24 protein-coding genes are annotated in these 26,392 nt (G+C 63.0%); 7 read left to right on the top strand and 17 right to left on the bottom strand.

Going from position 1 to position 26,392, the window contains the following annotated elements:
- Positions 1-90: 90 nt before the first annotated feature.
- From PQQ51_RS31810 to PQQ51_RS31750, 13 genes are all read right to left on the bottom strand, one after another.
- Positions 91-972, bottom strand: a complete 882-nt coding sequence (locus tag PQQ51_RS31810) for a MetQ/NlpA family ABC transporter substrate-binding protein (protein WP_408501170.1) — start codon at positions 970-972, stop codon at positions 91-93.
- 29 nt (positions 973-1,001) lie between these two features.
- Positions 1,002-2,537, bottom strand: coding sequence for an amidase (locus PQQ51_RS31805; protein WP_408501167.1), 1,536 nt, complete (start codon positions 2,535-2,537; stop codon positions 1,002-1,004).
- A 60-nt stretch (positions 2,538-2,597) separates the two neighbouring features.
- A complete protein-coding gene (locus PQQ51_RS31800; protein ID WP_408501166.1) occupies positions 2,598-4,226 on the bottom strand; it encodes an ABC transporter substrate-binding protein in 1,629 nt (542 codons plus the stop codon).
- A 2-nt stretch (positions 4,227-4,228) separates the two neighbouring features.
- Entirely contained in the window at positions 4,229-5,278 is a 1,050-nt protein-coding gene (locus tag PQQ51_RS31795) for an aldo/keto reductase (protein WP_408501165.1), read from the bottom strand.
- Positions 5,279-5,316: 38 nt separating this feature from the next.
- Entirely contained in the window at positions 5,317-6,936 is a 1,620-nt protein-coding gene (locus tag PQQ51_RS31790) for an ABC transporter substrate-binding protein (RefSeq protein ID WP_408501164.1), read from the bottom strand.
- A gap of 41 nt (positions 6,937-6,977) precedes the next feature.
- Entirely contained in the window at positions 6,978-8,039 is a 1,062-nt protein-coding gene (locus PQQ51_RS31785; protein ID WP_408501163.1) for an ABC transporter substrate-binding protein, read from the bottom strand.
- A gap of 69 nt (positions 8,040-8,108) precedes the next feature.
- The gene (locus tag PQQ51_RS31780) at positions 8,109-9,329 is read right to left on the bottom strand and encodes an LLM class flavin-dependent oxidoreductase (RefSeq protein WP_408501162.1); all 1,221 of its coding nucleotides are present in this window, start codon (positions 9,327-9,329) and stop codon (positions 8,109-8,111) included.
- Between the two features lie 272 nt (positions 9,330-9,601).
- Positions 9,602-10,549, bottom strand: coding sequence for a TauD/TfdA dioxygenase family protein (locus PQQ51_RS31775; protein ID WP_408501161.1), 948 nt, complete (start codon positions 10,547-10,549; stop codon positions 9,602-9,604).
- A gap of 70 nt (positions 10,550-10,619) precedes the next feature.
- Positions 10,620-11,996 carry an LLM class flavin-dependent oxidoreductase gene (locus PQQ51_RS31770; RefSeq protein ID WP_408501160.1) on the bottom strand — a complete coding sequence of 459 codons (1,377 nt, stop codon included), beginning with the start codon at positions 11,994-11,996 and terminating at the stop codon, positions 10,620-10,622.
- Positions 11,997-12,038: 42 nt separating this feature from the next.
- A complete protein-coding gene (locus PQQ51_RS31765) occupies positions 12,039-12,905 on the bottom strand; it encodes an ABC transporter ATP-binding protein (RefSeq protein WP_408501159.1) in 867 nt (288 codons plus the stop codon).
- 33 nt (positions 12,906-12,938) lie between these two features.
- Positions 12,939-13,820: an ABC transporter permease gene (locus PQQ51_RS31760; RefSeq protein WP_408501158.1), complete on the bottom strand. Its 882-nt coding sequence runs from the start codon at positions 13,818-13,820 to the stop codon at positions 12,939-12,941.
- A gap of 48 nt (positions 13,821-13,868) precedes the next feature.
- Positions 13,869-14,723, bottom strand: coding sequence for an ABC transporter permease (locus PQQ51_RS31755; RefSeq protein ID WP_408501157.1), 855 nt, complete (start codon positions 14,721-14,723; stop codon positions 13,869-13,871).
- A gap of 15 nt (positions 14,724-14,738) precedes the next feature.
- A complete protein-coding gene (locus tag PQQ51_RS31750) occupies positions 14,739-15,806 on the bottom strand; it encodes an ABC transporter substrate-binding protein (protein WP_408501156.1) in 1,068 nt (355 codons plus the stop codon).
- Between the two features lie 252 nt (positions 15,807-16,058).
- On the opposite strand from PQQ51_RS31750, the gene PQQ51_RS31745 reads away from it, so the two are divergent.
- Positions 16,059-17,531: an MFS transporter gene (locus PQQ51_RS31745; protein WP_408501155.1), complete on the top strand. Its 1,473-nt coding sequence runs from the start codon at positions 16,059-16,061 to the stop codon at positions 17,529-17,531.
- Between the two features lie 85 nt (positions 17,532-17,616).
- Complete coding sequence (locus tag PQQ51_RS31740) at positions 17,617-19,092, top strand: SidA/IucD/PvdA family monooxygenase (RefSeq protein WP_408501154.1); 1,476 nt, start codon at positions 17,617-17,619, stop codon at positions 19,090-19,092.
- Here the strand turns inward: PQQ51_RS31740 and PQQ51_RS31735 are convergent, their stop codons facing one another.
- Positions 19,093-20,646 carry a phospholipase D family protein gene (locus PQQ51_RS31735; protein WP_408501153.1) on the bottom strand — a complete coding sequence of 518 codons (1,554 nt, stop codon included), beginning with the start codon at positions 20,644-20,646 and terminating at the stop codon, positions 19,093-19,095. It lies immediately after the preceding gene.
- A 271-nt stretch (positions 20,647-20,917) separates the two neighbouring features.
- On the opposite strand from PQQ51_RS31735, the gene bfr reads away from it, so the two are divergent.
- The 3 genes from bfr (at position 20,918) to PQQ51_RS31720 (ending at position 23,250) form a co-directional block, all read left to right on the top strand.
- Positions 20,918-21,397 carry a bacterioferritin gene (gene bfr / locus PQQ51_RS31730; protein WP_408501152.1) on the top strand — a complete coding sequence of 160 codons (480 nt, stop codon included), beginning with the start codon at positions 20,918-20,920 and terminating at the stop codon, positions 21,395-21,397.
- A 225-nt stretch (positions 21,398-21,622) separates the two neighbouring features.
- Positions 21,623-22,708, top strand: a complete 1,086-nt coding sequence (locus tag PQQ51_RS31725) for a catalase family peroxidase (protein ID WP_408501169.1) — start codon at positions 21,623-21,625, stop codon at positions 22,706-22,708.
- Positions 22,705-23,250, top strand: coding sequence for a cytochrome b (locus PQQ51_RS31720; protein ID WP_408501151.1), 546 nt, complete (start codon positions 22,705-22,707; stop codon positions 23,248-23,250). The genes PQQ51_RS31725 and PQQ51_RS31720 overlap by 4 nt, the downstream gene beginning before the upstream one ends.
- 162 nt (positions 23,251-23,412) lie before the next feature.
- Here PQQ51_RS31720 and PQQ51_RS31715 read toward each other — a convergent pair whose 3' ends face one another.
- Together PQQ51_RS31715 and PQQ51_RS31710 are read right to left on the bottom strand one after the other, a co-directional pair.
- Complete coding sequence (locus tag PQQ51_RS31715) at positions 23,413-23,682, bottom strand: DUF1488 family protein (RefSeq protein WP_408501168.1); 270 nt, start codon at positions 23,680-23,682, stop codon at positions 23,413-23,415.
- A gap of 203 nt (positions 23,683-23,885) precedes the next feature.
- Positions 23,886-24,446, bottom strand: coding sequence for a universal stress protein (locus tag PQQ51_RS31710; protein ID WP_408501150.1), 561 nt, complete (start codon positions 24,444-24,446; stop codon positions 23,886-23,888).
- Between the two features lie 357 nt (positions 24,447-24,803).
- On the opposite strand from PQQ51_RS31710, the gene PQQ51_RS31705 reads away from it, so the two are divergent.
- Both PQQ51_RS31705 and PQQ51_RS31700 read left to right on the top strand, forming a co-directional pair.
- Complete coding sequence (locus PQQ51_RS31705) at positions 24,804-25,085, top strand: BrnT family toxin (RefSeq protein WP_408501149.1); 282 nt, start codon at positions 24,804-24,806, stop codon at positions 25,083-25,085.
- Positions 25,057-25,332, top strand: a complete 276-nt coding sequence (locus PQQ51_RS31700; protein WP_408501148.1) for a BrnA antitoxin family protein — start codon at positions 25,057-25,059, stop codon at positions 25,330-25,332. The genes PQQ51_RS31705 and PQQ51_RS31700 overlap by 29 nt, the downstream gene beginning before the upstream one ends.
- A gap of 103 nt (positions 25,333-25,435) precedes the next feature.
- Here PQQ51_RS31700 and PQQ51_RS31695 read toward each other — a convergent pair whose 3' ends face one another.
- Positions 25,436-26,305 carry a hypothetical protein gene (locus PQQ51_RS31695; protein ID WP_408501147.1) on the bottom strand — a complete coding sequence of 290 codons (870 nt, stop codon included), beginning with the start codon at positions 26,303-26,305 and terminating at the stop codon, positions 25,436-25,438.
- Positions 26,306-26,392: the final 87 nt, after the last annotated feature.

Below are 26,392 nucleotides of genomic sequence, written 5' to 3'. Positions count from 1 at the left end.
GCCACGGCGGGTTTGGCCCGCGCCTCTGCGGGTTTGCGCCCTGGGCCCGCTTCAAGACTTCAAGCTTCAGGCGTTAAGCGTTAAGCCGACTCACTCATTGCCGAAATACGCGGGCAGCCTGAACCCGTCATAAAAGCGATTGCCGCGAATCGCGCGCTGAAACTCCACCGACTGATACGCCTGCACGATATCCTGCGTCGCCCGCGTGTTGCGGTTGCCGGCTTTCACGACGACCTGGTTGATATACGGCGGCGTCATGTCTTCGAGCGCGAGCGCATCGGTCAGCTTATGGCCGCTGAAAATCGCGAAATTGCCCTGAATTGCCGCGTAATCGACATCGTCGAGCGCGCGCGGCGCCTGCGCCGATTCGAGCGGCACGATCTTGATGCCGGCCGGATTGGCGATCACGTCGCGCTCGGTGACGTCGACGGGATTCGGGTTCGGCCTGATCCTGATCCAGCCGATGCGCTGCAGAATCTTCAGCGCGCGTTCCAGATTGACCGGATCGTTCGGCACCGCGACACGCGCACCGGGTTTGACGTCCGCGAGCGCGTGATGTTTGTTCGAATACAGCCCCATCGGCGGCGTCGGCACCTGCACCACGGCGACCAGATCGGTGCCGTTGCGTTCGTTATACGACTTCAGATAGACCTCGTGCTGCATCACGTCGGCGACGATCTCGCCGCGATAAACAGCCTGGTTTGCTTCGAGCCCGGTGCTGAATTCGACGTATTTGATCGCATAGCCTTTCTTGCGCAGTTGCGGCTCGACGCCTGCCTTGAATTCGTCCGCGTAGGGTCCAGGCACGAAGCCGACACGCAATTCCTGCCGGATGCCTCCGCTATCGGCGGCATGGGCGGCATGGGCGGCATGGGCGGCATGGGCTGCGATAGCGGCGAGCGTGGTCGCGAGCAGCAGGGCGCCTGTCAAACGCCGTCTAAGGCGCGATGGAGTAGTAATGGTTCGGGACATGACGATAAAAGTAGGTGACAAGAAAGCGCCTATCGGCCCGCGCCCGCTTCATAACCCGGCGGCACGAGAAAGCCGCCATAAGCCTCTTCCAGCAGACGCGCGAACGCGATCGGCGTGCGGTCTTCGAGCCACGGGCCGACCGCTTGCGCGCTGACCGGCAGGCCGTCGTCGTCGAGGCCGAGCGGGAAGCTGGTGGCCGGCAAGCCCGGCAGCACCGGCAGACCGGCCCAATAGAAGAAATCGAGGAAGCGCACTTCACGCACGCCGTTGTCGAACGCGACCGGATAGGTGCGCGCGTCTTTCGGCTCCGAGTGGTTGTGACGGAACGCGGGCACCGGCGCGACCGGCGTGACGACCACGTCGAACGATTCGAAGAACCGTTCCCACTGATGACGCAGCGCATAGCGCCGCTCGTCGGCCTTGAGCCAGTCGCGGTGCGCGAGCGTCGGCGCACGCAGCCACGCCGCATCCGCGCTGTCGTCGTCGGGCGCGAGCGCGGCCAGACGCTCGCGGGCCGCTTCGCTTTGCGCAGGCGGCTCGGCCAGCGACGAGCCGAGCAGCGACCGGTACAGCGGATGCGCGCGCGCCAGATCGGGCAGCAGTCCGTCGCGCAGATCGGCGGGGCGGCTCACCTGCGCGCCTTGCGTGCGCAGACGCTCGACCACGCGCTCGATCACGAGCCGCTCCGACACACTGCGTTCGGTGCCGGGCCATGTATCGATCACGAGCACGCGAAAGTCTGAGAGCTTCGCGTGGCGTGCGGGCGGCAAGCTCACACGCCATGCTTTGGCGGTCAACGGATCGCGATTGACGAGCAGGTCCAGCGCGAGTTCGAGATCGCCCGCACTCCGCGCGAGCGGGCCGGCCACGCTCAGATCGCGTGCGGAAAAGCGTCCCGGCGGCACCCCGGCGCCGCGCAGCGATACGAGCCCGTAACTCGGCTTGTGCCCATAAACGCCGGTGAAATGCGCGGGAATGCGAATCGAGCCGCCGATATCGGAGCCGAGTTCCAGCGCGACGTAACCCGCCGCAAGCGCTGCCGAAGAGCCGCCCGACGAACCACCAGGCGTACGTTCGAGATCCCACGGATTGCTCGTCACGCCGTAGACCGCGTTGTAGCTTTGCAGATCGGTCAGCGCGAGCGGCACATTGGTTTTACCGACGATCACCGCGCCCGCCTCGCGCAATGCCGCCACCGCAAACGAATCGTGTTCGGCGCGATTGGCCGCGAACGCCGGGTTGCCCACGCTGGTGACGAGACCCGCCACATCGAACGATTCCTTCACCGTGACCGGCACGCCGAGCAACGGACGCCGCTCGCCGCGCGCCAGGGCCGCGTCGGCTTCGCGGGCGGAAGCACGCGCTGCCTCCAGATCGTGCGCGACGAGCGCATTCAGCTCGCCGTCGAAACGCGCAATCCGCGCGAGGCTGTGTTCCAGCAGGTCGACGGCCGACACGCGGCCGTCGGCGAGCGCCTGCGCCTGCTCTTTTGCGCTCGCGAAAGTCAGCGCGGTCAACACGTCCGGCGCGGTGGACGCGGAGTCATCCAGTTGAGGTGCGGTCATGGTTCGAAAAGCTCGAAGGGTTCGAAGGGTTCGAAGGGTTCGTGGAAAGGGATAAACGGATCAGGTTTTCGGTTCGATCCACGTGTCGGAGAAATCGCCGGCGGTGAGATCGATGCTGTTGTTCAGGTTATGCACCCGCGTGTGATAGACCTGCAACGCGGACGGCACCGTGACGAGCGGCAGCACCGGCAGATCGCGGCCGACGATCTGCTGGATCTGCCGGAACGCGGCCGCGCGGCGGCTCTCGTCGGTTTCGATCGCGGCCGAGCGGAACAGCTCGTCGACTTGCGGATTCTGGTAGTGCGATGCGTTGATCCAGATGAGCGGATGCTTGACGCCGTCCGACCAGTAGATCCGTTGCACGCCGACCGTCGGGTCGTACAGACGACCGAGGCCGTTCAGGTTCAGATCGAACTCGCGAGCCGTATACGCACGGCGCAAATAGGTCGGCAGATCGCCGTCGAGAATCGTCGCCTTGATGCCGACGCGCGATAGCGCCGCGCGCAGATAGTCGGCCGCGCGCCGGAAGTCCGCGCCGCTGATGTAGTTGATCTTCACCGCGAAGCGCTGGCCGTCGGCCTGTTTCGGATAGCCCGCTTCGTCGAGCAGGCGGTTCGCGGCGCTCACGTCGAACGGATAGTGGAACGTGCTGTCGTCGTAGTAGCTCGACAGCACGGCCGGCACCGGCGAGTCGACGAGGCTCGAACGCTTGTAGAAGACGTTGTCCTTGATGAAGTTGCGATCCACCGCCTGCGCGATCGCCTTGCGCACTTCGGGTTTCGCGAGGACCGGATTGTCCAGATTGAATTCGAGGAAGGCCGCGTTGTTCAGATACGCGTCGTAGCTGTCGTCGATTTTCAGTTGCGGCAGCTTCGCGAGGCGGCCGAGGTCCGCGAGGCCGACATTCGTCGCGGCATCTACTTCGCCGGTTTCCAGCGCGGCCGAAATCGACGCCTGATCCGGCACGATCCGGTAGATCACGCGGTCGAGATGCGGTGCGCCCGGCCGCCAGTAGTTCGGGTTCTTGCGCAGCGCCACATAGCTGCCGCGCACCCATTTGTCGAAGATGAACGGGCCGGTGCCGATCGGTGCGGTGAGATTCGGGCTCGTGAGCGGATCGCCGTCGCCGTAGCGGTGCTGCGGCACGATCGGCAATTCCGCCGACGACAACGCCTTGATCAGATACGGCGTGGGCTTGCCGAGCACGACGACCGCGGTGAGCGGGTCGGGGGTATCGACGCGTTCGACATTGGCGAGCGTGATGCGGCCGCGCGGGCCGAGCTTCTTTTGCGTGAGGATCGAATAGCGGACGTCGGCCGATGTGAAGCTCTCGCCGTCGTGCCATTTCACGTTGGGGCGCAGCTTGAACGTGTATTGCAGGCCGTCGGCGCTGATGTTCCATGCGACCGCGAGCAACGGTTGAGGTTTGAACTGCGTGTCGTAACGCAGCAGACCCTCGGTGATTTTCGCGCTGATGTTGCGGATCACCGTGTTGGTGTCGAGCAGGGACACCAGTGAAGGCGGTTCCTGCTGCACCGCATAGGTGAGCGTGCCGCCCTGGACTGGCGTGGAGGCCGTGGCCGCTGGGGCAGCAGTGGCGGCGTTCGCGAGCGCCGGCCATGTGGCGGTCGCACCGGCAGACAGAAACGCCAGCGAGGTTTGCAGGAATTGGCGACGGTCGTAAGCCATGGTCACCCTTGTTGAGCGAGTACGTGCGAGTCTTGCGACGCGCCATGCCGTGCAATGCGCCCGAAGAACGGATGCCCCGGATCGTTGAAGCCGGGTGTCGACGGATGGCCGCTCGTCACGAGCGAATCGACGAACGCTTCGTCTTCGGCGGTCAACCGGTAGCGCAGTGCGGGCAGATAGTCCTGCCATTGCGCTTCGGTACGCGGACCCGCGATAGTCGAGCTGATATAGCGGCTATTGAGCACCCACGCGAGCGCGAATTGCCCGGCGGAGAGCCCGCGCGCCTGCGCATGCTCCTGCACGCGGCGCGCGAGTTCGATCGACTCGGGACGCCATTCGGTCTGTTGCAGACGGCGGTCGCTGCGGCCTGCGCGCGTATCGGCGCCGGGCGTCGCGCCCGGTTCGTACTTGCCGGTCAGCACGCCACGCGCGAGCGGACTATAAGAGATCACGCCGAGCCCGTAGCGGTGTGCGGCGGTCAACTGTTCGGCTTCGGCCTGGCGGTTCGCGATGTTGTAGAGCGGCTGGCTCGCGACCGGCGCGTCGAGTCCGAGCGCCTGCGCGGTATGGCTGAACTCGGCGATCCGCCACGCGCGGTGATTCGACAGGCCGTAGTAGCGCAGCTTGCCGGCCCGGATCAGATCGTTGAGCGCACGCACCGTTTCTTCGACCGGCGTCTCGTGGTCTTCGCGGTGGATATACAACAGATCGATGTAATCGGTATTGAGCCGCTTCAGGCTTGCGTCGACGGCCCGCACGATATGTTTGCGCGATGCGCCTCGCGCGTTGACGTCGCCGTCCTGCAGCGGGTTCGCGAACTTGGTCGCCAGCACCCAGCGTTCGCGCTGCGCGGCGATCGCGCGGCCCACCACGCGTTCCGATTCGCCTTTCGCATACACGTCCGCGGTGTCGATCGAGTTGACGCCCTGTTCGAGCGCCTGATCGATGATGCGCGCGGCGCTCGCTTCGTCGGTGGGGCCGCCGAACATCATCGTGCCGAGCGTCAGCGTCGACACCTTGATGCCGCTCTTGCCGAGTTGTCTGTATTCCATGTGAGTCGGTTTCCGTGAGTGTGTGATGCGAAAGAGGCTTAGCGTTGCAACCAGACGTCGGCGAAACTGGCCGACACGCCGTCCGGCGAGATCGTGTGGTTGTGCACCGCGCGCGAATAGACGGTCAGATATTGCGGCGACACCAGATTGATGTCCGGCAGATCGCGTTCGAGAATGCGCTGAATCTGCGAGAACAACTGCTTGCGCTTCGCTTCATCGGTTTCCTCGGCAACCTGCGCGAACAGTTGATCGATCTCGGGGTTGCTGTAATGCGAGCCATTGGTGAACGGCACGCCGCGGCGGAAGTTTTGGGTCGTGTAAAGCCGCGCGACGCCGACCACCGGATCGAACAGATTGCTCATTCCGTTGATCGAAAAATCGAAGTCGCGGTCGGTGTAGATGCGCTTCAAATACGCAGGCAGATCCTGGCTGCGCACGGTGACCGCGATGCCGACACGCGCCAGCGCCGATTTGACGTACGCAGCGGTGCGTGTGGGCAGATCGCCGATCGGCAGCGGATCGACGGTGAGCGCGAAGCGGGTGCCGTCGGCCTTACGCGGATAGCCGGCTTCGTCGAGTAGCGCGTTCGCATGCTCCACGTCGAACGGATAGGGCGTGGGAATCGGGTCGTAGTACGGGTTCGACGGAATGATCGGGCTCGCGAGCGGCGTCGCGTAGCCGTAGTAGATCACCTTGCGCACCACTTCCCGATCGAGTGCCGACGCGATCGCCTGCCGCACTTTCGGGTTCTTCAACACCGGGTTGTCGAGGTTGAACTCGATACGTGCGACGCCGGCCTGAAACTCGTAGCCGCGCGACTCGAGGCCGAGCTTCGGGTTGCCCTTCAGACGATCGAGGTCCGACAGCGGCACCGGCGTGTCGCCGCTCAGGTCCACGGAGCCGTCTTCGAACGCGACCGTGCGGGCGGCCGGATCGGTGATCACCTTGACGACGATCCGGTCGAGGTACGGCTTGCCTTTGTCCCAGTAGTCGTCGTTACGCGCGTATTCGATGTAGCTGCCGCGCACCCATTTGACGAAGCGGAACGGACCGGTGCCGATCGGCGCGTTGTTGGCGGTGTTGGTCAGCACGTCGGTGCCGTCGTAAATGTGCTTCGGCACGATCGGCGTTTCCGACGACGAGAACGCCTTGATCAGATACGGCGCGGGTTTCGACAGCGTAATGACGACCGTGTATGGATCGGGCGTCGCGACGTCGGTGACGTTCGCGAAGGTGGTCTTCGCGCGCGGATGCACCTGCCTCAACGTCTGGATCGAATAGGCGACGTCGGCGGATGTGAACGGTTTGCCGTCGTGCCATTTCACGCCGTGGCGCAGATGGAAAACGTATTTGCGGCTGTCGTCGCTGACTTCCCACGAGGTGGCGAGCGACGGTTTCGGCTGGAATTTGAAGTCGTAGTCGAGCAGGCCTTCCACCACTTTCGGGCTCACCTTCAGCACGTTGGTCGCGGTGGTGGCCAGCGCGACCAGCGCGGTCGGCTCAGGCGTGACGACGAAATTCAGCGTGCCGCCGCGCGTTTGCGCGTGCAGCGTCTGAGCCGACAAAGCGATGAAAAAGGTGAGCGCCAGACCGAACGCGCCGCTGAAGAAGCGCTTGCCGCGGCGGCGCGCTGCCGCCTGCGATGTGACATGAGCCATCGTAGGGTTGTGTGAAAAAGATAAGAGAAAGAAGCGTGGTTTCAGACCGTGGAAGGCGTTGCTTCATGTCGTCGCGCGAGCGCGGCGGCGAGCGGCGCGGGGTCGACCCACGCGTCGAAATCGAAGTCCGACGGAATGAAGCCCCACTTGAACAGAAAGTGCTTGAAGTCCGCGAGCGCGGCGAGCGCGTGCGGATCGAGCCCGATCGTCAGTTGCCGATGCAGTCCGCCCGGATACGCGCGCTCGACCCAATGTTCGGCGCTGCGCGTTTCGCGGGCCACGTAGTGCGTCACGTCGCTCGCGTGAGCTTCGGCCCATGCGCCGGTGTCGAGCGTGCGTGCGAGCACCCGTTCGACCAGATCGGGACGCTCGCGCAGCAGTCGCGCGTCCACGGTCAGCGGGCGCGGCGTGCCGTTGTTCGCATGCAGCGCACGGTTGGGTTGCGCGCTGATATCGACAAGGATTGTCGCGTTGAGCAGGTTCGCGATGTCGAGGCCCGTCGCCCCTTTGACGAACACCACGTCCGCCTCGCCATGCAATAACGCCTCGGCCTCGCGGGCAAATTCGTGCGAGCGTTGTGCGTCGAGCCATTCGGCGAGCGGTGCGTCGGCGGACGGTTTGGCGTCTTCGAGACCGCGCGGCGTGTGCGGCAGATCGACCAGATCGATGTCTTCGAGCTGCACGCCCAATACGCCGAGCAACGACGAGAAGCCGCGCAGCGCGGTCGCGCGATGAAAATCGACCACGCTCGCGCGCGTGTTCAGCGGGAAACCGAAGCGGCGTCCGGTCAGCGCTTCGGGACTCGCGTCGAGTTGCCGGTCGAGTGTGATCAGCGCCTGAAACTCGTCCACCCAGCTAAGGCCGATCAAACGCGTGTCGCTGCCTTGCGAGCGTGCCCACAGCGCCGGAATATTGCCGCCCTGGCGGAACGACCACGGTTGCGTATGAGTGAAATGCGAGCGGCGAATCTGTACGTCGTCGGCGTCTTGCAGCGCTTTGACGTCGATGCCGTCGGCGGCGAATTCTTCTTGCAGCCAACCTTGCTGCACGGTGATGCCGAACGGTGTGGGAGCGGGGCAGCGGGTGTACCAGATTCGGCTCATGCGATCACCTTTGTTATGGGTATGTGCGATTCGATCTGCGGCGACGGGTTCGGCGATCGGTTCGACCGGTCAGTAACGTAAACCCGCTTCACGCAGCAGCGGCAATACGCGTTCGCCGAAGAAGTCGAGGTCCGGCTGAAAATCGAAAAAGCTCAACTGCACGCCGTCGACACCGGCCTGATGCAAGCGCACGATGTAATCGGCGATCTGCTGCGGCGAGCCGACGATCGAAATGTTGCCGCCGACCGCGCGGGAAGCGGCCTGACTGCGCTGCTCGGCGTTGCCGCGCCATGCATGAGCGTCGCTGTCGAAACGGTGGAAGCTGCCTTCGTCGCCGTGCGCGACGATCGCGTCGCGATAGGCTTCGGCTTCGGCCGCCGTCTCGCGGCAAATCACCATCGGGTTGATCAGCGTGCGGATCTTGCGGCCGTGCTTCGCCGCGGCGGCCTTCACGCGCGCGGTGTGGGCCGGCAGGGCGGCCAGCGCGCCTTCGATCTCCGAGCCCGCGGGGCTCGTGATGAACACGATGTCCGAGTAGCGCGACGCAAACTCGATGCCGGCATCCGAGCCGGTTGCGTTCACGAGCAGTGGCCGGCCGTAGCGCGGCTTCGGGGTGACGAATGCCTTGTCCAGTTTCCACGACGACAGCTCGGGCGCGAAGCTGAAGTTGTCCGGCTGCGCCCACAATTGCTGAACCGCATCGAGAAACTCGGCGGCAAGCTCGTAGCGCCGGTCGTGTTCGATCCGGTGCCAGCCGAACATTTCATGCTCGATCGCGCGATGACCGGTGACGACGTTGATGCCCCAGCGACCCTTCGAAATATGATCGAGCGTCGCGGTAAATTTGGCGAAATGCAGCGGATGCCACGGCCCGTACAACACATGACTGGTCGCCACCAGAATGATGCGTTCGGTACGCGCGGTCATCGCGGCGAGCGACATGAACGAGTCGAGCGCCTCGCCGTTGAACACGCCGCCGTACCCGCCTTTCGGCAGCCATTGCGACAATGCGAACACCAGATCGAAGCCGAACGCCTCCGCCTTTTGCACCAGCGCGAGGTTGTAGTCGAACGACCAGTCGGTGCTGCGCGGCAGTGTCGACGCGCTCCAGCCGCCTGCCTGGATCGGCAGAAACAGGCCGAGCAGCAGCGGCTGTTCCAATGCGCGCGACACGGGGCTGTCTGCGAACGAAGCGGGCGAACGAACCGGCACGAACGGCGAGGCGTCGCGCGTGTTCGCAGCGGATGGCGTCGACGCGGGCGAGGGCGCAGCGAGAGCGGTGTGGGTCACAGTGAGAATCCGTGCAGCAAGGCAGCAAAAGAGTGTGCGTTCGCGAGTCTGCTCGGGTTCGGGCAGGCATTGCGCAGGCGTTGCAGGCGAACTTGAAGTGCAAGCAGTAAATCACGTGCTGTTTGGAATGCCAAACAACTAATTCTGCTTATTAATTGATGGTGAAAACGAAGCGTCGGAACGCTCACGCCGTTGCTCGATCTCGGCGGCAAGATCTGATTGCCGACGCGCCGGCGAAGCATGCCGGCGCTGACCGGATGCGCGTCAAATCGTCAGTTCAACGCGACCGCCGCGGCGGCGCTCACCGGCGAGCCTTCGATTGCCGTGGACGCGCGGCCATCCGGTCCGACCGGCACATCGCCCACCAGTGTGGTGCGATACAACTGCCGGTCGAACTCCAGATCGAAAATATCCGTCGGCGCAAGGTGGGCCGTCGCGCGGTTGTCCCAGAACGCGAGACTGCCGGCTTCCCACTTGAAGCGCACGATGAATTCCGGGCGCGTCACGTGTTCCCACAGCAGTTCGAGCAGCACCTGGCTCTCGCGCGGCGTCACGCCGACAATCGATTTCAGGAAGCTCGGACTCACGTAAAGCGCGCGCTCGCCCGTTTCCGGGTGCACTCTGACGAGCGGATGCTCGCTAACCAGAATGCGTTGCTCGACGGCTTTCGTGAACGCGTCGGTGCCGCTCGCGCCGGCCGGCGGCGTGAAGCGATGCAGACCGCGCAGCCCGTCGACGAAAGCGCGCAGCGGCTCGGAGAGCTTCCGATAGGCAGTCACGAGGTCGGTCCACTGTGTATCGCCGCCGTACGGCGGAATCGTCACGCCGCGCAGGATCGACGCCCACGGCGGATTGACGGCGGCCGTCACGTCGGTATGCCAGCCGGTCCACGGCCGCTGCAGCGTCTGACCTTCGAAGCGCGTCGCCTTGCGATACTTCGAGATCGAATAGATCTCGGGATGGCCGTCGACATGACCGAACACCGGGTGGCCCAACGTGAGTTCGCCGAACTGCGCGGAGAACGCGACGTGCTGTTCATGCGTCAGAAACTGCTCGCGAAAGAACACGACGCGCCACTTGAGAAGTGCCGCGCGAATCTCGGCGACCTGGCGTGTGTCAAGCTTCTGCGTGAGATCCACGCCATGAATTTCCGCGCCGATATGCGCGGAAAGCGGCTTGATCTGAATCGACTGTACTGGCTGCAATGCGGCTGCGCTCATGCGAAGCTCCTGGCAAAGAGAAGGTGTTGGTTCGCGCGGTGTTTCGTGCGTTGGTTCGCGTTCTGGTGAGCTAACCCGCCGCCGCAGCGGACACCTGTTTCGCGCCGGCGGCGTAACGGTTTTGCGGTCGCGGCAGACCGAGGTTGTCGCGCAGCGTGCTGCCTTCGTATTCGGTGCGGAACAACCCGCGCCGTTGCAATTCCGGCACGACCAGTTCGGCGAACTCGGTGAGACCGCCCGGCAGCCACGGCGACATGATGTTGAAGCCGTCGGCGCCCTCTTCCTCGAACCACTGCTGCAACTGGTCCGCGATGCTCTGCGGCGTGCCGACCACCTGCTGGTGGCCGCGCGCACCGGCGATGCGCAGATACAGATCGCGGATCGTCAGGTTTTCGCGCCGCGCGAGATCGAACAGCAGGCGTTGCCGGCTCTTGCCGCCGTTGGTCTCCGGCAGTTCAGGCAGCGGACCGTCAACCGGGTATTGCGACAGATCCACGCCGCCCGACATGTTCGACAGCAGCGACAAACCGACGGTCGGATGAATCAGGTCCTGCAGCGCGGCGAACTTCGCGTCGGCTTCTTCCTGCGTGCGGCCGATGATCGGAAAAATGCCCGGCATGATCTTCAGATGCTCCGGCGCGCGGCCGTATTTCGCGAGGCGGCCTTTGATGTCGCGATAAAACGCCTTGGCTTCGTCGAGCGTCTGGTGCGCGACGAAAATCACCTCGGCGGTTTGCGCGGCCAGCTCACGCCCCGCTTCGGATGCGCCGGCCTGCACGACCACCGGCCACCCTTGCGGCGAGCGCGCGACGTTCAGCGGCCCGCGCACCTTGAAGTGCTTGCCGGCATGGCCGAGCACGTGCAGCTTGTCCGGATCGAAGTAGAGGCCGCTCGCTTTGTCGCGAATGAAAGCGTCGTCTTCCCAGCTATCCCACAGGCCCGCCACCACGTCGTAGAACTCGCGCGCGCGTTCATAACGGACCGCGTGTTCGGGGTGCTGTTCGAAATTGAAATTGAGCGCCTCGGATTCCGTACTCGAGGTGACCAGATTCCAGCCCGAACGTCCGCCGCTCAGATGATCGAGCGACGCGAATTTGCGCGCGAGGTTGTACGGCTCGTTGAACGTGGTGGAGACCGTCGCGATCAGGCCGATGTTTTTCGTCACCACCGAGAGCGCGGACAGCAGCGTGATCGGCTCGAAATGGTCGGCACGCGCGGTGCGCGACAGCGCCGGCAGGTTGGTGTCGCGCACGCTGACGCTGTCGGCGAAGAACACTGCGTCGAATTTCGCGCGCTCGGCGATCTGCGCGAGCTCAGCATAGTGCGCGAAGTCGAGGCCGCCGCCCGCGTGTGCATCGGGATGCCGCCACGCGGCCACATGATGGCCTGTCTCCATCAGGAACGCGCCGAGTCTGATCTGGCGCTTCTGCCGGTTTTCACCGCTCATTGTCTGCTCCGTCGTTTGTTGGTGTATAGGGTGAGGGACGCGTCACCAGGCGAGCCGCCATTCGGTGATCGGCGGGCTGGCAACCGGAATGCGCGTGCCGCCTTGCGGGGTGTCGTCGTCGCGTGATTCATGTGGGCTGCTGTCGTGCTCCGCAAAATCGGCCAGCACCTCGTCGCGCAGGCGGACGAAGCGCGGATCGTTGCGCTCGCGCGGACGCGGCAGCGCGACGTCGACGATGCGCTTGATGCGGCCCGGCCGCGGCGCCATCGTGACGACGCGGTCGCCGAGATAAAGCGCTTCGTCGACGTCGTGCGTGACGAGAATCATCGTGATGCGTTCGTGTTCCCAGATCCGCTGCAATTCGTTTTGCAGACGACCGCGCGTCAACGCGTCGAGCGCGCCGAACGGCTCGTCGAGCAACAGCACGCGCGGCCGGTTCACGAGGCCGCGCGCGATCGCGACGCGCTGCGCCATCCCGCCCGACAGTTGATGAGGGTACGAATTTTCAAAGCCGTTCAGACCGACGAGCGCAATATGCTGCGCGACCGCGTCGCGCTTTTCGCGCGCCGGGAGCGGCGCGTTGCGCAGCGCGGCGAGAATGTTCTGCGACGCGGTGAGCCACGGAAACAACCGGTGGTCCTGAAACACGATGCCGCGTTCGAGCGACGTGTCGCGAACCTTCTCGCCCGCGACGACGATGTCGCCGGTGTAATCGGTATCCAGTCCCGCGATCAGCCGCAATAGCGTGGACTTGCCGCAGCCGCTCGAACCGAGCACGCTGACGAACTCGCCGGGACGCACGCGCAGGCTGATGTCGTCGAGCACCGCGAGCGGCGCGCCGTTTTGCTGCGCATAGCGCTTGCTGACGTGAAGAATGTCGATGCTTTCGGAAAGCGTGGAAGCGCTCATAAGCGGATCTCGTTCAATGGTTCGTTGGCGGGTTCAGCGGGCGGGCGCTGGTGAGCGGCGTGCGAAGACCGCGCGTTCCACCGCGCGTGCCAGCGCGTTCAACGCCCAGCCGGTCACGCCCACGACGATCACGCCGAACAGCACCAGGTCCATGCGGAACTGTTCGCTGCCGTCGATCAGCGTATTGCCGATCCCGCTGCCCGCCACCAGCAGATACTCGGCGCCGAGCGTCGCGAGCCACGAATAGATCAGCGCCAGATAGATGCCGGTGAAGATCGACGGTAGCGCGGCCGGCAGAATCACCGCGCGGATCAACTGCCAGCGCGAATAGCGGAACGCGCGCGCCACTTCGATGTACGCGCGCGGCACCGCATGAATGCCGTCGCAGGTGTGCGCTGCGACCGGCAGTAACGCGGCGAGCGACAGGAACACGACTTTCGCGGCGTCGCCGAGACCGAACCAGACGGAGATCAACGGGATCCATGCGAACAGCGAGATCTGCTTGAACGTGTCGAAGCTCGGACCGATCATGCGCGTGGCGACACGTGAAAAGCCCAGCACGCTGCCGAGCAGCAGGCCGCCCAGCGTGCCGATCACGAAGCCGCTCGCTTCACGCGCGAGCGACGCGGAAAGCGCTTTGACGAGCGCGCCGCTGACGATCTGCTGCCACGCGGTGGCAAGCACCTGTGCGGGGCTCACTAGCAGCCCGCTTTTGATCAGATGCGCTTCGGACACGGCCCACCAGATCGCGATAGCGACGACCGGCAGCACCGCGCCACGCAAGTCGATCCGCGAGCGCAACAGCCGGCGCGGCCGCGCCGCGCGCTGAAAAGAAGCGGGCACCGCGCTGCAATCGCTGCATCCATCGGCCGCTTGCTTCGATCCGGCGGAGCGCTTGAAAAGAGCGAGACTCATCTTGGATTCCTTATAGGCCGCACGCGAGCGGCGCCCGACCCCAACACGTCACTCGCGAAAAGCCGACGGCAGACCGCGCCGCAAGCGCGCTTCGAGCGCGTCGAGCAAGCGGTTCATCGCATACCCGATTGCGCCGACCACGACCACCGATGCCATCACCAGATCGAGCTGAAACAGTTGCCGCCCGTAGACGATCAGATAGCCGAGCCCTTCGGACGAGGCCACCAGTTCGACGACCACCAGCGCGAGCCACGCCTTGGTGAATGCGAGCCGCACACCGGTGGCGAGCGTCGGCACGGCCGCTGGCAGCACCAGATAGAAGATGCGCTGCCAGCGGTTGTATTCGAATACACGGGCCACTTCGGCGAGCGCAACGGGCGTCTGGCGGAAGCCTTGCAATGTGCTCAACGTCACCGGCACGAGCGCCGCATGCGCGATCAGAATGTATTTGAGCGGCTCGCCGACGCCGACGAGCAGCAACAGAAACGGCAGCCAGCCGAGCACCGGAATCTGCACGAGCGCATTGAAGCTCGGCAGCACATACGCTTCGAGCGTGCGCGACAAGCCGAGCGCCGCGCCGAGTACGAAACCCAGCAACGTGCCCGCGCCGAAACCGAGCAGCACCCGTTGCAGACTGATCAGCGTATTGCGCGTGAGATCGCCGCTCTTCGCCAGTTCGACGAACGTGTCGAACACGCGCTCCGGCGGCGGCAGAATCTGCGGCGCGATCCAGCCGCGCTCGCAGCCGGTCGTCCACAACGCGAGCAGCACCGCGGGCAGCACCCACGGCGCGAGCCGCCACGCGAGCGCGCGCAGCCTGGCATTGCGATGAAGCGGCGCACGCGGCGCCGCGCTGACGGAGCCGAGCCGTTCGCTGTCGACCGGGAGTGCGGTTTCGCTCATCGTGATCGCTCCTGGTTAGCTGAGCGGTTTGCCGGCGGCGTCGTAACGCGTCCAGTAGTGGTCGAGTTTCTGCGTGCGCAACGCGTTGTCGAGATACTTCGTCTCGAACCAGCCGTCGACCTGCACGGGCTGACGGATCAGCTTGAGTTTCAACGCGTCCGCGGCAACCGCCTTATAGCGGGCGACGACGAACGGGTCGATCAACGGCGAGTTGCGCTCCTTCAGCGTCTGGTTCGCGAACTCCGCCTGCCACGACGAATAAGGCACGCCGCTCTTTGCCCACAGCTTGAAGAGCGCGTCGCGGTTCGCTTCGTCGGACGACCATTGCGCGCCCTGCACGAATACGTTGACGACGCGCTGCACGATATCCGGATGCGCGTGGTCGAAATCGTCGAGCACCAGCAGATGCGCTTGACGCGTGAATTGCGGCCCGTCGTTCTGCGATTCGTAGATGACTTTCGCGAGACCCTGATCGCGCAGCTTGTACAGGTGGTAGTCGTTCACCGATGCGTCGATGCCTTTCGACGCGAGCGCAGCAAGCGAACTCGCGGTATCGAGATTGATCACGCGCAGGTCGCGTTCGTCGAGCTGGTTTGCGGCGAGCGCATTGTCGGCGACCAGTTGCAGATTGGTGCCGCGAAAGATCGACACGCGGCGTCCCTTCAGGTCCTTGAGCGAACGCACGTCGGAGTCCGTTGGCACCGCAACCTTGATGCCGCTGCGCACACCCGAGGCGAGCAGCAGATGAGTCTTCAGCCCGTTCGCGCGCGCCAGCACGGCGGGCAGATCGCCCTGGAACGCGAAGTCGAGCGACTTGTCGGCAATCGCTTCATTCACCGCGGGGCCGGCGCCCTTGAAGAACAGCCATTCGACCTTGATGCCGTCCGCGGCGAATTCTTTTTCGAGCGACTGCTGCAATTGCACGGTCGCCGCGGGCGAGCCGCCGAACGTAGGCGGATCGCCCGTGCCTTGCTGCGCGACACCGATCCGGATGACGGCGGGCTTGTCGGCATAGGCGTGAACCGCGGCGAGCGACAACGTCGCCACCGCAACAAAAGATTTCAACAGACGGAAATAGCGCATGCGGCAATACCGGTCGAAGGTGGGGAATGGAGTGCGGCTTTTTTCAAGGGGCGAAAGAACTGGCTCTACACGTTAGATTCGTGAGAGTCCGAATCCAACCAATGAATGCTGATAAGAAAATCTCCAGTAGTTCGAACCTGATTTTCTGAGCAGTGCGCGTTTCCCGATTTGCATAGCTCAATTCGTCGTTTTGCCGGCACGAATCGCGTCGCTACCATGCAACGCTTGAGCCATTCATCCGAACGCGAAATCATGTCCACGGTTGCTTTTCCATCCACTCTCGCCGACTCCGGCGCGCCTGCCGACAGCGCGGCGCGACCCGCCGTCATCCGCAGCGCGCAAGACGTCGCGCGCATCGTCAACGCAGGCGCGGCCAAAGGCAGTAATGCCCGCATCGTGATTGCGATCGCACTTGGCGGTGTCTTTCTCGATGCTTACGATCTGACCTCGCTTGCCTACGGGATCAAAGACATTGCACGGCAGTTTTCGCTGTCGCCGGTGGAGGTCGGCTTCGTGTCGTCGGCCATTACGGTCGGCGCGATTCTCGGCGCGTTGTTCGGCGGTTATCTGACTGACCGGATCGGCCGCTACCGCGTGTTCATGGCCGACATGCTGTTCTTCGTCGTCGCGGCGATCGCCGCGGGCCTCGCGCCGAATGCGTGGGTGCTCGGCGGTGCGCGTTTTCTGATGGGCTTCGGCGTGGGGCTCGATCTGCCGGTGGCGATGGCGTTTCTCGCCGAATTCTCGCGGGTGGCGGGCAAGGGCAACAAGGCGGCGAGCGTCGCCGCGTGGTGCCCCGCATGGTATGCGGCCACCAGCACCTGCTATCTGCTGATTCTCGGCCTGTACGCGATTCTGCCGGAGCATCAGCTTGGCTGGTTATGGCGTCTGACGCTCGCGTTCGGCGCGGTGCCGGCCATCGTGATCATTCTGGTGCGCAGCCGCTATATCAGCGAATCGCCTGTTTGGGCGGCGAATCAGGGCGATCTCGAAGGGGCCGCGCGTATTCTGAAGCGCTCGTATGGCGTCGACGCAGTGGTCGAGCAAAGCAAAACACCGGTCAAGGCGCCGCGCGCTGCGTCGTGGCGCAACTTCGGTGTGCTGTTCAATTCGACTTACCGGCGCCGCACGATTCTCGCTACCGTGATCGGCTGTGCTTCTTCATTCGGCTACAACGCGATTATCTTCGGCTTGCCGGTGATCATCGCCGGCTTTTTCCACCAAGGGCCGCTCACGACGATCATCGCCGCACTCTCGTTGAATCTGGCGTTTGCGTTCGTCGGCGGCTTGATCGGCGTGCGGACCGCGCCGACTGTCGGCGCGTGGAAGATGACCGTGCTCGGTCATTCGCTGCAATTTGCGTCGCTGATCGGACTCGCGTTGATCGGCAAACCGGGCAGCGGCGCGCTCGTGGTGGTCGCGATCCTGCTGCTCGGCGGCTATCTGTTCGGGCAGGGCTTCGGTCCCGGTTCGCATTCGATGACGTACGCGTCGCTGAGTTATCCGACTTCGCTGCGGGGCATCGGTGTCGGCTTCAACCAGACGCTGGTGCGTTGCGCGTCGACGATCTCGCTGTTTCTGTTCCCGGTGCTCGCCGCCGCGTTGGGCACCAAGGTGTTCTGGCTGATCGCGGTTGCGCCGCTGACTTCGTTGCTCGTGCTGCTGGCAATCCGCTGGGAACCTTCGGGCTACGACATCGACGCCGAGGATTACGCCGAGACCTGAAGTGCGCACGCCGCGTTGCGTTGCGTTGCGTTGCACTGCTGACTCGTATTCGCTTGCCGTTCAACTTTCTGGCCGAACCGACACCATGACACAAACCACTCACACCGATCAGCTTGCGCTCGACACGTTACGGCTGATCGGCCCCGCACCCGAGAACTGGGTTCCGCCGCGTGACGGCATCGACCATAACGTGGTGGTGGTCGGAGGAGGGCAGACGGGCGCGGCGTTCGCGTTCGCGTTGCGGCGCGCCGGCATCGGCCAGGTCAGCGTGATCGACGCGGCCAGCGACGAAGCGCACGCAGGTGTGTGGCTGAACCGCGCGCGGATGAACAAGCTGCGCACGCCGAAATCGCTGGTGGGACCGGAGGTCGGTTTGCCGGGACTGGGTTTTCAGGCGTGGTACGAAGCGCGCTTCGGCGCCGAATCCTACGCGGAGATCGACCGGATTCCGCGCACGCGCTGGGCGGAATATCTCGCGTGGTACCGGCATTTCCTCGACATTCCGATTCGCTACGGTACGCGTCTCACGCTGATCGAACCGGTGGGCGAGCGGGGCGACGCGCACTTCCGTCTGCATCTCGAAGTGCGCGACGGCGGCACGGTGCGCACGGTGGTGGAGACCGCGCGCAAGATCGTGCTCGGCAACGGCGTGGCCGGCAACGGCGGACCGAACATTCCGACAGTGCTGAAGAGCCTGCCGCCGACGCTGCTCGCTCACACGTCGGACGCGATCGACTTCGCGGCGCTGCGCGGCAAATCCGTCGCGGTGATCGGCGGCGCCGCATCCGCCTTCGATGCCGCGGGCACGGCGCTCGAAGCAGGCGCGGCCCAGGTGCATCTATTCGTGCGGCGCGAGCGCATTGCATCGGTGCCGGTGACTCGCACCCGCGCTTATCCCGGCGCGTACGACAACTATTTCCAGTTGCCCGACGCGCTCCGCTGGTCGCAGGCGCGGCGCTTTCGCGGCGCCGGCTCGACGCCGCCCGCGGATGCGGTCGAGCGCGTCACACGCTTTCCGAACTTCCATCTGCATCTCGGCGCGGCATGGACCGAGGCCGATGTTCGAGGCGAGCGCGTCGCCACGAACATCGCGGGCGACGCGTTCGAATTCGATTTCGTGATCGCGGGGACGGGCTATGCGATCGATCCGGCGCTGCGGCCCGAACTGGCACACATCGCCGGACATATCCGCTTGTGGCGCGATCAATATGTGCCCGCGGCAGGCGAGAACGACGACGCGCTCGGCTCCCATCCATACCTCGGCGCGGCGCTCGAATATCTGGAGAAAGTGGAGGGCGACGCGCCGTATCTGAAGCATATCAACGTCTACAATCCGGGCGCGTTCGTCAGCTTCGGTTTGCCGGTCGGCGACGTGCCGAGCATGAAGCGCGATATTCCGGCCGTGGTGCAGCGCATCAGCCGCGAACTGTTTCTCGACGACCTGGCGGCGCACGAAGCGCGCATTCATGCCGACATCGCGGCCGATTTCGACGAGTCGATCTACGCGCACAGCGTGTGGCAACGCACTAACGCCGACGTGGCCGACGTTGCGTCGTCCTAGCTAGAGCTGCGATTCGATCGGCAACAGGCCGAGAAACCAGATGCCGATGCGCTTCATGCTCGACACGCCGGGCTCGTCGAGTTCGCGGGTCGTGCCGTCCGGCGCGGTATCGATCCAGACGATCCGGGTCTTGCCGTTCGCATCGGTGCGGTTTTCGAGCCGCCACGCGATCTGATCCAGTTGCGGCTCCAGTCCGTCCGCGACCTGTGCCGCGAGCGGTGCGCTTTCGCAATACACGCCGATTTCCGTATTGAGCGTGATCGAGCGCGGATCGAGATTCATCGAGCCGATGAACACGCTGCTTCGGTCGAACACGTAAGTCTTCGCATGCAGCGACGCTTTCGACGACCCCAGCAGCGACTTCTTCTTCAGACTCGTGTCTTCGTCGGACGCGGGCTTCAACTCGTACAGATGCACGCCCGCGTCGAGCAGATCCTGGCGATAGCGCTGATAACCCGCATGCACTGCGGCGACGTCGGTCGCGGCGAGCGAGTTCGTCAACACGGTCACACGCACGCCGCGCTGTACTTGCGCGCGCATCCATTGCACGCCTTTCTTTCCCGGCACGAAGTACGGCGAGATAACCAGCACTTCGTGTGCGGGCTCGATACGCAACGCGCTGAACTGCGACAGCAGATGCCCCTGCGGATCGTCCGGCGAGCGCGTGATCTTCGCGGGATCGTCGTAGAGAAGCGTGGCTTTGCCCCACGAGAAATCGGTGTCGCGTGCGTGCAGCGTGTCGGCGAGGCGCGACTTCGCCTGCGTGACGTACGGCGAATCCTGCTCGCCGGCGATGAAAGCCGCGAGCTTCGCGCGATAGGCCGGCAGCGCGTCCGGGTCCGCGTTGCGGCCGGTGAGATTCGCAATCGGATAGGCGGCATCCGAATTCCAGAACTCGTCGAACGCAGTCGAGACTTTGTGGACCACAGGCCCGAAGGTCAGTACGTCGAGATCGCCGAAATCGACCTCGCTGGAGGCGCCGAAGTATTCGTCGCCGATGTTGCGGCCACCGAGAATCGCCGCCTGGTTGTCCGCGATCAACGCCTTGTTGTGCATGCGGCGGTTGATCCGGCTAAATTCCAGCGCGCTGCCGAGTTTCTTGAACGTGCGGTTCGCGATCGGATTGAAGAGCCGTATTTCGATGTTCGGATGCGAATTGATCGCGAGCAGCACCTGGTCGTCCGCGCCGGTGCCGAGATCGTCGAGCAGCACCCGCACCCGGACGCCGCGATCGGCGGCCTTTAGCACCGCGGCGGCGAGATGGCGGCCGGTCAGGTCGTCGTGCCAGATGTAGTACTGCAGATCGAGCGAGCGTTCGGCTGCATCGGCCAGCACGATGCGCGCGAGCAACGCATCGACGCCGTTAGGCAGCAGATGGAACGCGCTGTTGTCAGGATGCTGGCGCTCCTGCGGCACGAAGGCGGTGCCGAGGGGCGTGTCGTCCGTGCCGGTCAGCGCGTGAGTGGTGCTGCGGCCGGTCTGCGGCGGCAAGCTCGCGCAGGCCGACAGCAGTGTGACCAGGAAGGCTGTAGCGATACCGCGGAACGTCGCCATGTCAGTGCCCGTAAAAGCGTGCCAGACCGTACGATAGCCGTCGGCGGCGGTGGCGTCGAGTCCGGGGCAGGAGGGCGGCTCGGCCCGGCCCGGTTCGGCTCGATGGCAAACCCCTTGAATTGCAGGCGGCGTCAATAATGGTTCCTATTCCCTGCATCGCCGGATCGATGAACTATGCTCGACTAACGATCGCATGCGCGGATCGCATCGAACCATTGTTTGACATGCCGTCTCTGCGTCGAGACGGCCGGGAACTCGCCACGGAGGCAATATGCAAGGAGATGCCAAGGTCCTCGACTATCTGAATGCGCAGTTGAAAAACGAACTGACCGCGATCAATCAGTATTTCCTGCACGCGAGGATGTACAGGCACTGGGGTCTGGATGCGCTCGGCAAACACGAGTATGACGAATCGATTGGCGAGATGAAGCACGCGGATCAATTGATCGAACGTATTTTCATGCTGGACGGTCTGCCCAATTTGCAAGATCTGCACAAATTGCTGATCGGCGAAGAGACGAAGGAAATTCTGGAGTGCGATCTCAAGCTCGAACGGATTTCCCAATCGACTTGCAAGGAAGGCATCACGTATTGCGAATCCGTGCGGGATTTTATTTCGCGCGAGATTCTCGTGCATATCCTCGACGAAACCGAAGACCATATCGACTGGCTCGAGACCCAACTCGCGCTGATCGACAAAGTCGGTATTCAGAACTATCAGCAGTCGGGTATGGGGTCGTCGATGGAATAGATTTTTCGGCGGTCCGATGTCCTGTCTGAACCGTTTTGATTTATTGCTGTACATTGATACCCCGGCATAGCAGTAGCAGTGCCGGGACCCCACTGCGTCCACTTGCACCACGCGTTACGACGTACCGGGTCGAGCTTGCCGCTGACAGTCATGCATGGTTGTGCATACCGAAGGAGCAGACAAGTGCCAGACAATGTGCGCGAAACGAACGACCGCCGCGGCAAGCTGAGCGCGGGCGCCGTGGTGATAAGACTGGGTGCGATAGGGGTGGTGGTTCTGGGCGTCGCGGCTGCCTTCGCCTATGCAGGCGGCTGGCTGTCGCCGGACCGGCTGACCCAGACACGCATCGTGAACGCGTTCGAAAAGGGCAGCGGCCCACATCCGGGCTTTCGACGCAATCACGCGAAAGGCATCTGCGCGACGGGCTGGTTCGACAGCAACGGGCAGGCGGCGTCGTTGTCGAAAGCGGCGTTGTTCGCGCCGGGCAGGGTGCCGGTGATCGGCCGGATCGCTTTCGCGGGCGGCATGCCGTTCATTCCCGATGAACCCGCCACCGTGCGCAGTCTCGCGCTGCGCTTTCTGCCCGCAGGCGCACAGGAGTGGCGTACCGGCATGATCAATATCCCGGTGTTCCCCGTGATGACCGCGCAGGCTTTCTACGACCAGATGATCGCGTCGCTGCCGGACCCTGCGACCGGCAAACCCGATCCCGCCAGAATGCAGGCGTTCGTGGCCGCGCATCCGGAGTTCGGCGCGGCGATCGGGCTCATCAAGAAGCGCCAGGTGTCGTCCGGTTTCGCGGATGCCACCTACAACGCGCTGAACACATTCCGCTTCGTCAATTCAGAGGGCGTGTCGACGCCGGTGCGCTGGTCGGCGGTGCCGGTTCAGCCATTCGTCGCGGCGGGCGCGGGCACGGCAAGCGGCGCCACAGCGGATAAGAACGTGCTGTTCGATGCGTTGATCGCGCAGGTGGCGAGCCATCCGGTGCAATGGCGGCTGGTGGTTACGGTCGGGCAGGCGGGCGACCCGACCGCGAACCCGACCGTACCGTGGCCCGCGGATCGCCGTCAGATCGACACGGGCACCGTGACGATCGACAAACTGTCCAGCGAGGACGACGGCCCGTGTGTCGACGTGAACTACGACCCGATGGTGCTGCCCGACGGCATCGAAGCCTCCGACGACCCGATTCCGAGCGCCCGCTCGGCGGCCTACGCGCGCTCGTTCACGTTACGCGAGGGTGAGCGCAAACAGAAACCGCCGAGCGCGGTCACGCCGCAGGAAGTCAGCGCAGGAGGTCGGTCATGAGCACGCCAAGCCAACGTTTTCCGGCGCTTTCGCGCGTGCTGCACTGGCTGATGGCCGTGCTGATTCTCGCGATGCTGTTTATCGGCGTGGGTATGGCGGCTTCCGCATCGGACCGCTACATCACGCTGGTGGCGATCCACAAGCCGCTCGGCATCGCGATCCTGATTCTCGTTGCGATCCGTCTCGTGAACCGGCTTTTCAATCGGCCGCCGCCGCTGCCGGCCGATATGCCCGCTATCCAGCGTTTCGCCGCGCATGCGTCGCATATCGTGCTTTACGCGCTGATGTTTCTGCTGCCGATCGTCGGCTGGAGCATGTTGTCCGCGGCCGGCTATCCGATCGTGCTGTTCGGGCCACTGCAACTGCCGCCGATCCTGCCGCAGAATGCGATCGTCTACGCGACGCTGCGGCAGTTGCATACGCTGCTCGCGTATCTGTTGTTTGCGACCTTCCTGTTGCATCTGGCCGCGGCGCTGTTCCACGGTTTGATCCGGCGCGATGGCGTGCTTGAAAGCATGGCTTCGTGGCGGTCGGGGAGATAGGTCGGGGAAATAAACAGGTTAGCGAGGGCGCTTCGCTGTTGACGTTTTCGCGGCTACACGAGGCGCCGCGATTGCGCGGTGTAATCCTGTGCGCAGCACGTCGATTCATTCGATTAGAGGTTCACTGCGCGACGGTGCAGGGCCGTGACGCTGTCGGGCAACTCACGAAATCGAGTAACGGTTTTGTGCACCGCCGACATACTGAGTTCTCGCGATTTCCAGAACTTTTTCGCGTAATTCGTCGAAGGCGCCAAGCACCGATACCTCGTCGGTCCCGACTTCAGGTCGCAGATTGCGGAGCATCGCGTCGTCGACCATGAAGGTGATTTCGCGCGAATTGTCATACCCCCAGAAAACCACGCAATGCCGGGAGGCATCGTAGCTGCGACTGGGGTTGGGGAATTGAAGCACTGCGCTCAGCTTTTTTCGCATATGACCGGGTAACGCCATGGGTTGGCGTATTCGCGGCGAACCGCAGCAGGCTTGAGATGGGATTGCATGATGAGCCCTGAAGCGGATGTCGCTCATGGGCGACAGGTTCTTCACTGTATACCCTTTGACTGGCTTTACAGTCTTTCTTTCGTGAATCCGCTGAAGTTCGGCACCTCCATCAGGCACTCATGTGCTTAAGATGATCATTGCGGTTTGACTGGCAGTTGGGCGTGAGCGCCGTGAGCGGGCAATTCGTACATCGCGGCGGCAACGTCGGCACGCTCCGGCGTGATGATATCCGCAGTGGCCGTTTGTGTTTGGCGGCTCGGCACGAGCAAAACCGGCAGGCTCGCACTGCGCACCACGCGTTCGGCCACGCTGCCGAGAAACAAACGCTTGAACCCCCTTCGCCCATGCGTGCCCAGCACCAGCAAATCCGAGTTGAATTCATTCGCGCAAATGCGAATCCGCTCGGAGATGTCTTCGCCGATCGGCGCCACGTCGACGATTCGCGGTTCGCCGGCCACGTTGTCCTGCTGCATTCGCGCGAGTGCCGTTGCCATCAGCCGCTTGCTTTCCTCCACGCAGGCGTTGCGCAGAATCGTAGGGTCGTAGCCTGATGCGTCGTAGGCCATGATCGGGTTGTCGATCACGTAGAGCGGTTGCAAGTGCGCGTCGTTGTCGCGTGCGAGTTGCAACGCTGTATCGAATGCGTGGCCGGACGTTTCACTGCCGTCTATCGCTACCAGAATGCGTTTATACATGTTGGCCTTGAAGGTTTTTTTGGGGGGGGCGGCGGGTATCGCTGGTGCCGTTTGGAAACGGTATGGTGGGTAGGGTGACCTTGCACTTAATAGCCGTGTAATGCAACGAACAGATCGCGGTGTGTCCGCGTATCGATCGTGGCGATGCCGCGGGGATTGCGCAGATTCGTCGTCGTCGTCGACGACAACCTGAAGAACGTGAAAGTGCTGCCGGAAGACTATGCGACAGAGGCCGAATCACTCGCCGCCGCGACGGCCCGGCCATCGGCAAGCACCGCTCGCACTGTCGAAAGAGCTGATAATTCGTAGTTACAAAAACCTCTTGTGTCTGCATGTTTTTGTAACTACAATAACCGAATGAAAACGAATCACGATCAAGCGAAGAGCCAAGCCAACGAAGGGAAGCACGGCGTTTCCCTCGCGTTGGCTGAATCAATCGATTGGTCGTCTGTCTGGTGCGCACCTGACGACCGCAAGGATTACCGCGAGTTGCGCGAAATCGGCTACGCCGTGATCGACAACCGGCTCTACTGCGTAGTGTTCACGCAGCGCGGCGAAACCTTCCGGGTTATCAGTCTGCGTAAAGCCAACAACCGAGAGATACAGCGCTATGAAAAAGCCATCGAAATTGATCCGTAACACGCCGGCAGAAGAAGATGAGATCGCGCGCGGCATCGCGGCCGATCCTGACACATTCGTGCCGAGCGACGAACAGTTCGCGCAGATGAAACGGCGCGGCGGCCGGCCGAAGCTCGCGAACCCGAAAGAAGCCGTCACGGTGCGTTATGACGCCGATATCATCGAGCGATTCAGGGCGAGCGGCGATGGTTGGCAAACACGCATGAACAACGCGCTTCGTGACTGGCTGAAGACGCACCATGTCTGAGTGATGCCCATAAAACCTTGGATTGCGTCTTGCAACATGCGCAGGCTAACGCGATGGAAAAAGCCCATACGATATGGGCTTTTTGCCTGAAAGGAGAGGGCAGTCATTGCCGACCGGTTGTTGCGCACTCTACGTGATGCCGTGCCAAGAAGTCCGCGTATCGCAATGCGTTGGACGAGAAGAAAGGGCTATTTGCGACGATCTGATCGCCTCGTCGGTCAAATAACAGATCCAGTTCAAGGGGGCGTCCATTTGACAGTTGGCGAAGCCTTACGAAATACTGAAGACTAAAGTACTCCAAATGGTTCTTGCTGTCGTAGTCGCTTTCTGCAGAATCGTTCGGTCTGAATCCACCGGAGCACGACTGCATGAAATCAAATAGCGACTGGCCGTTAGCAAGTTTGATTTGCTTTGCAAAATAAAGGCCTTGAATAAACTGTTGCCTCATCATTCTGACGGTTTCCTCGTCGTCATTTGACATGTCATTTCCGCGGATAAAACGGATCTTTTTAAGATCTGGATAGGTGCGCATGATATAGCGCTCGAACCGCGTATCTCCATAGCATTCGGTTTCGTCCAGGCAGGTCATGTCGCGGAGATACTTCCGCTCGTCACTTGAAACGGGAACCGTGATCGAAGCGACGGTCGGCCATTGCTTCTCCGTTGGCGACACTCCGGTGAACGCTTGGGGTAACTCAGCGACGGCCGTACTTTCGCTTGCTTCCTGTTCCGTGCGCTGCACCGAATCTTTGTCCGATTTTTTTTCGCCGTTTTGCTGAGTTGATGCGTTCGTATTTCCATTGACGGGCGCGATGACGACCAACACTAAGAGCGCGATCAGAAGGCCTGATATACCGGCGCAGACATGACTGATCACCAGACCCCATCCTTTTTTGCGCCAGTGCCTCGCGCTAAATCTCCAAATAACGCCCCAAATTGCGAACGAAAGTAAAAGCAAAAAGAAGTCCGTCATAAGCCTCAACAATGAAAGGAAAATGAAGGCGGAGGGTAACATAAACACTGTGCCCCTATTTTTCACTTCGTTATGACGGTGACCGGA

Source organism: Paraburkholderia xenovorans, from assembly GCF_046030735.1.
Classification (GTDB): domain Bacteria; phylum Pseudomonadota; class Gammaproteobacteria; order Burkholderiales; family Burkholderiaceae; genus Paraburkholderia; species Paraburkholderia xenovorans_A.
The sequence above is the reverse complement of the archived record's forward strand: the minus strand, read 5'-3'. Positions and strand labels throughout refer to the sequence as shown.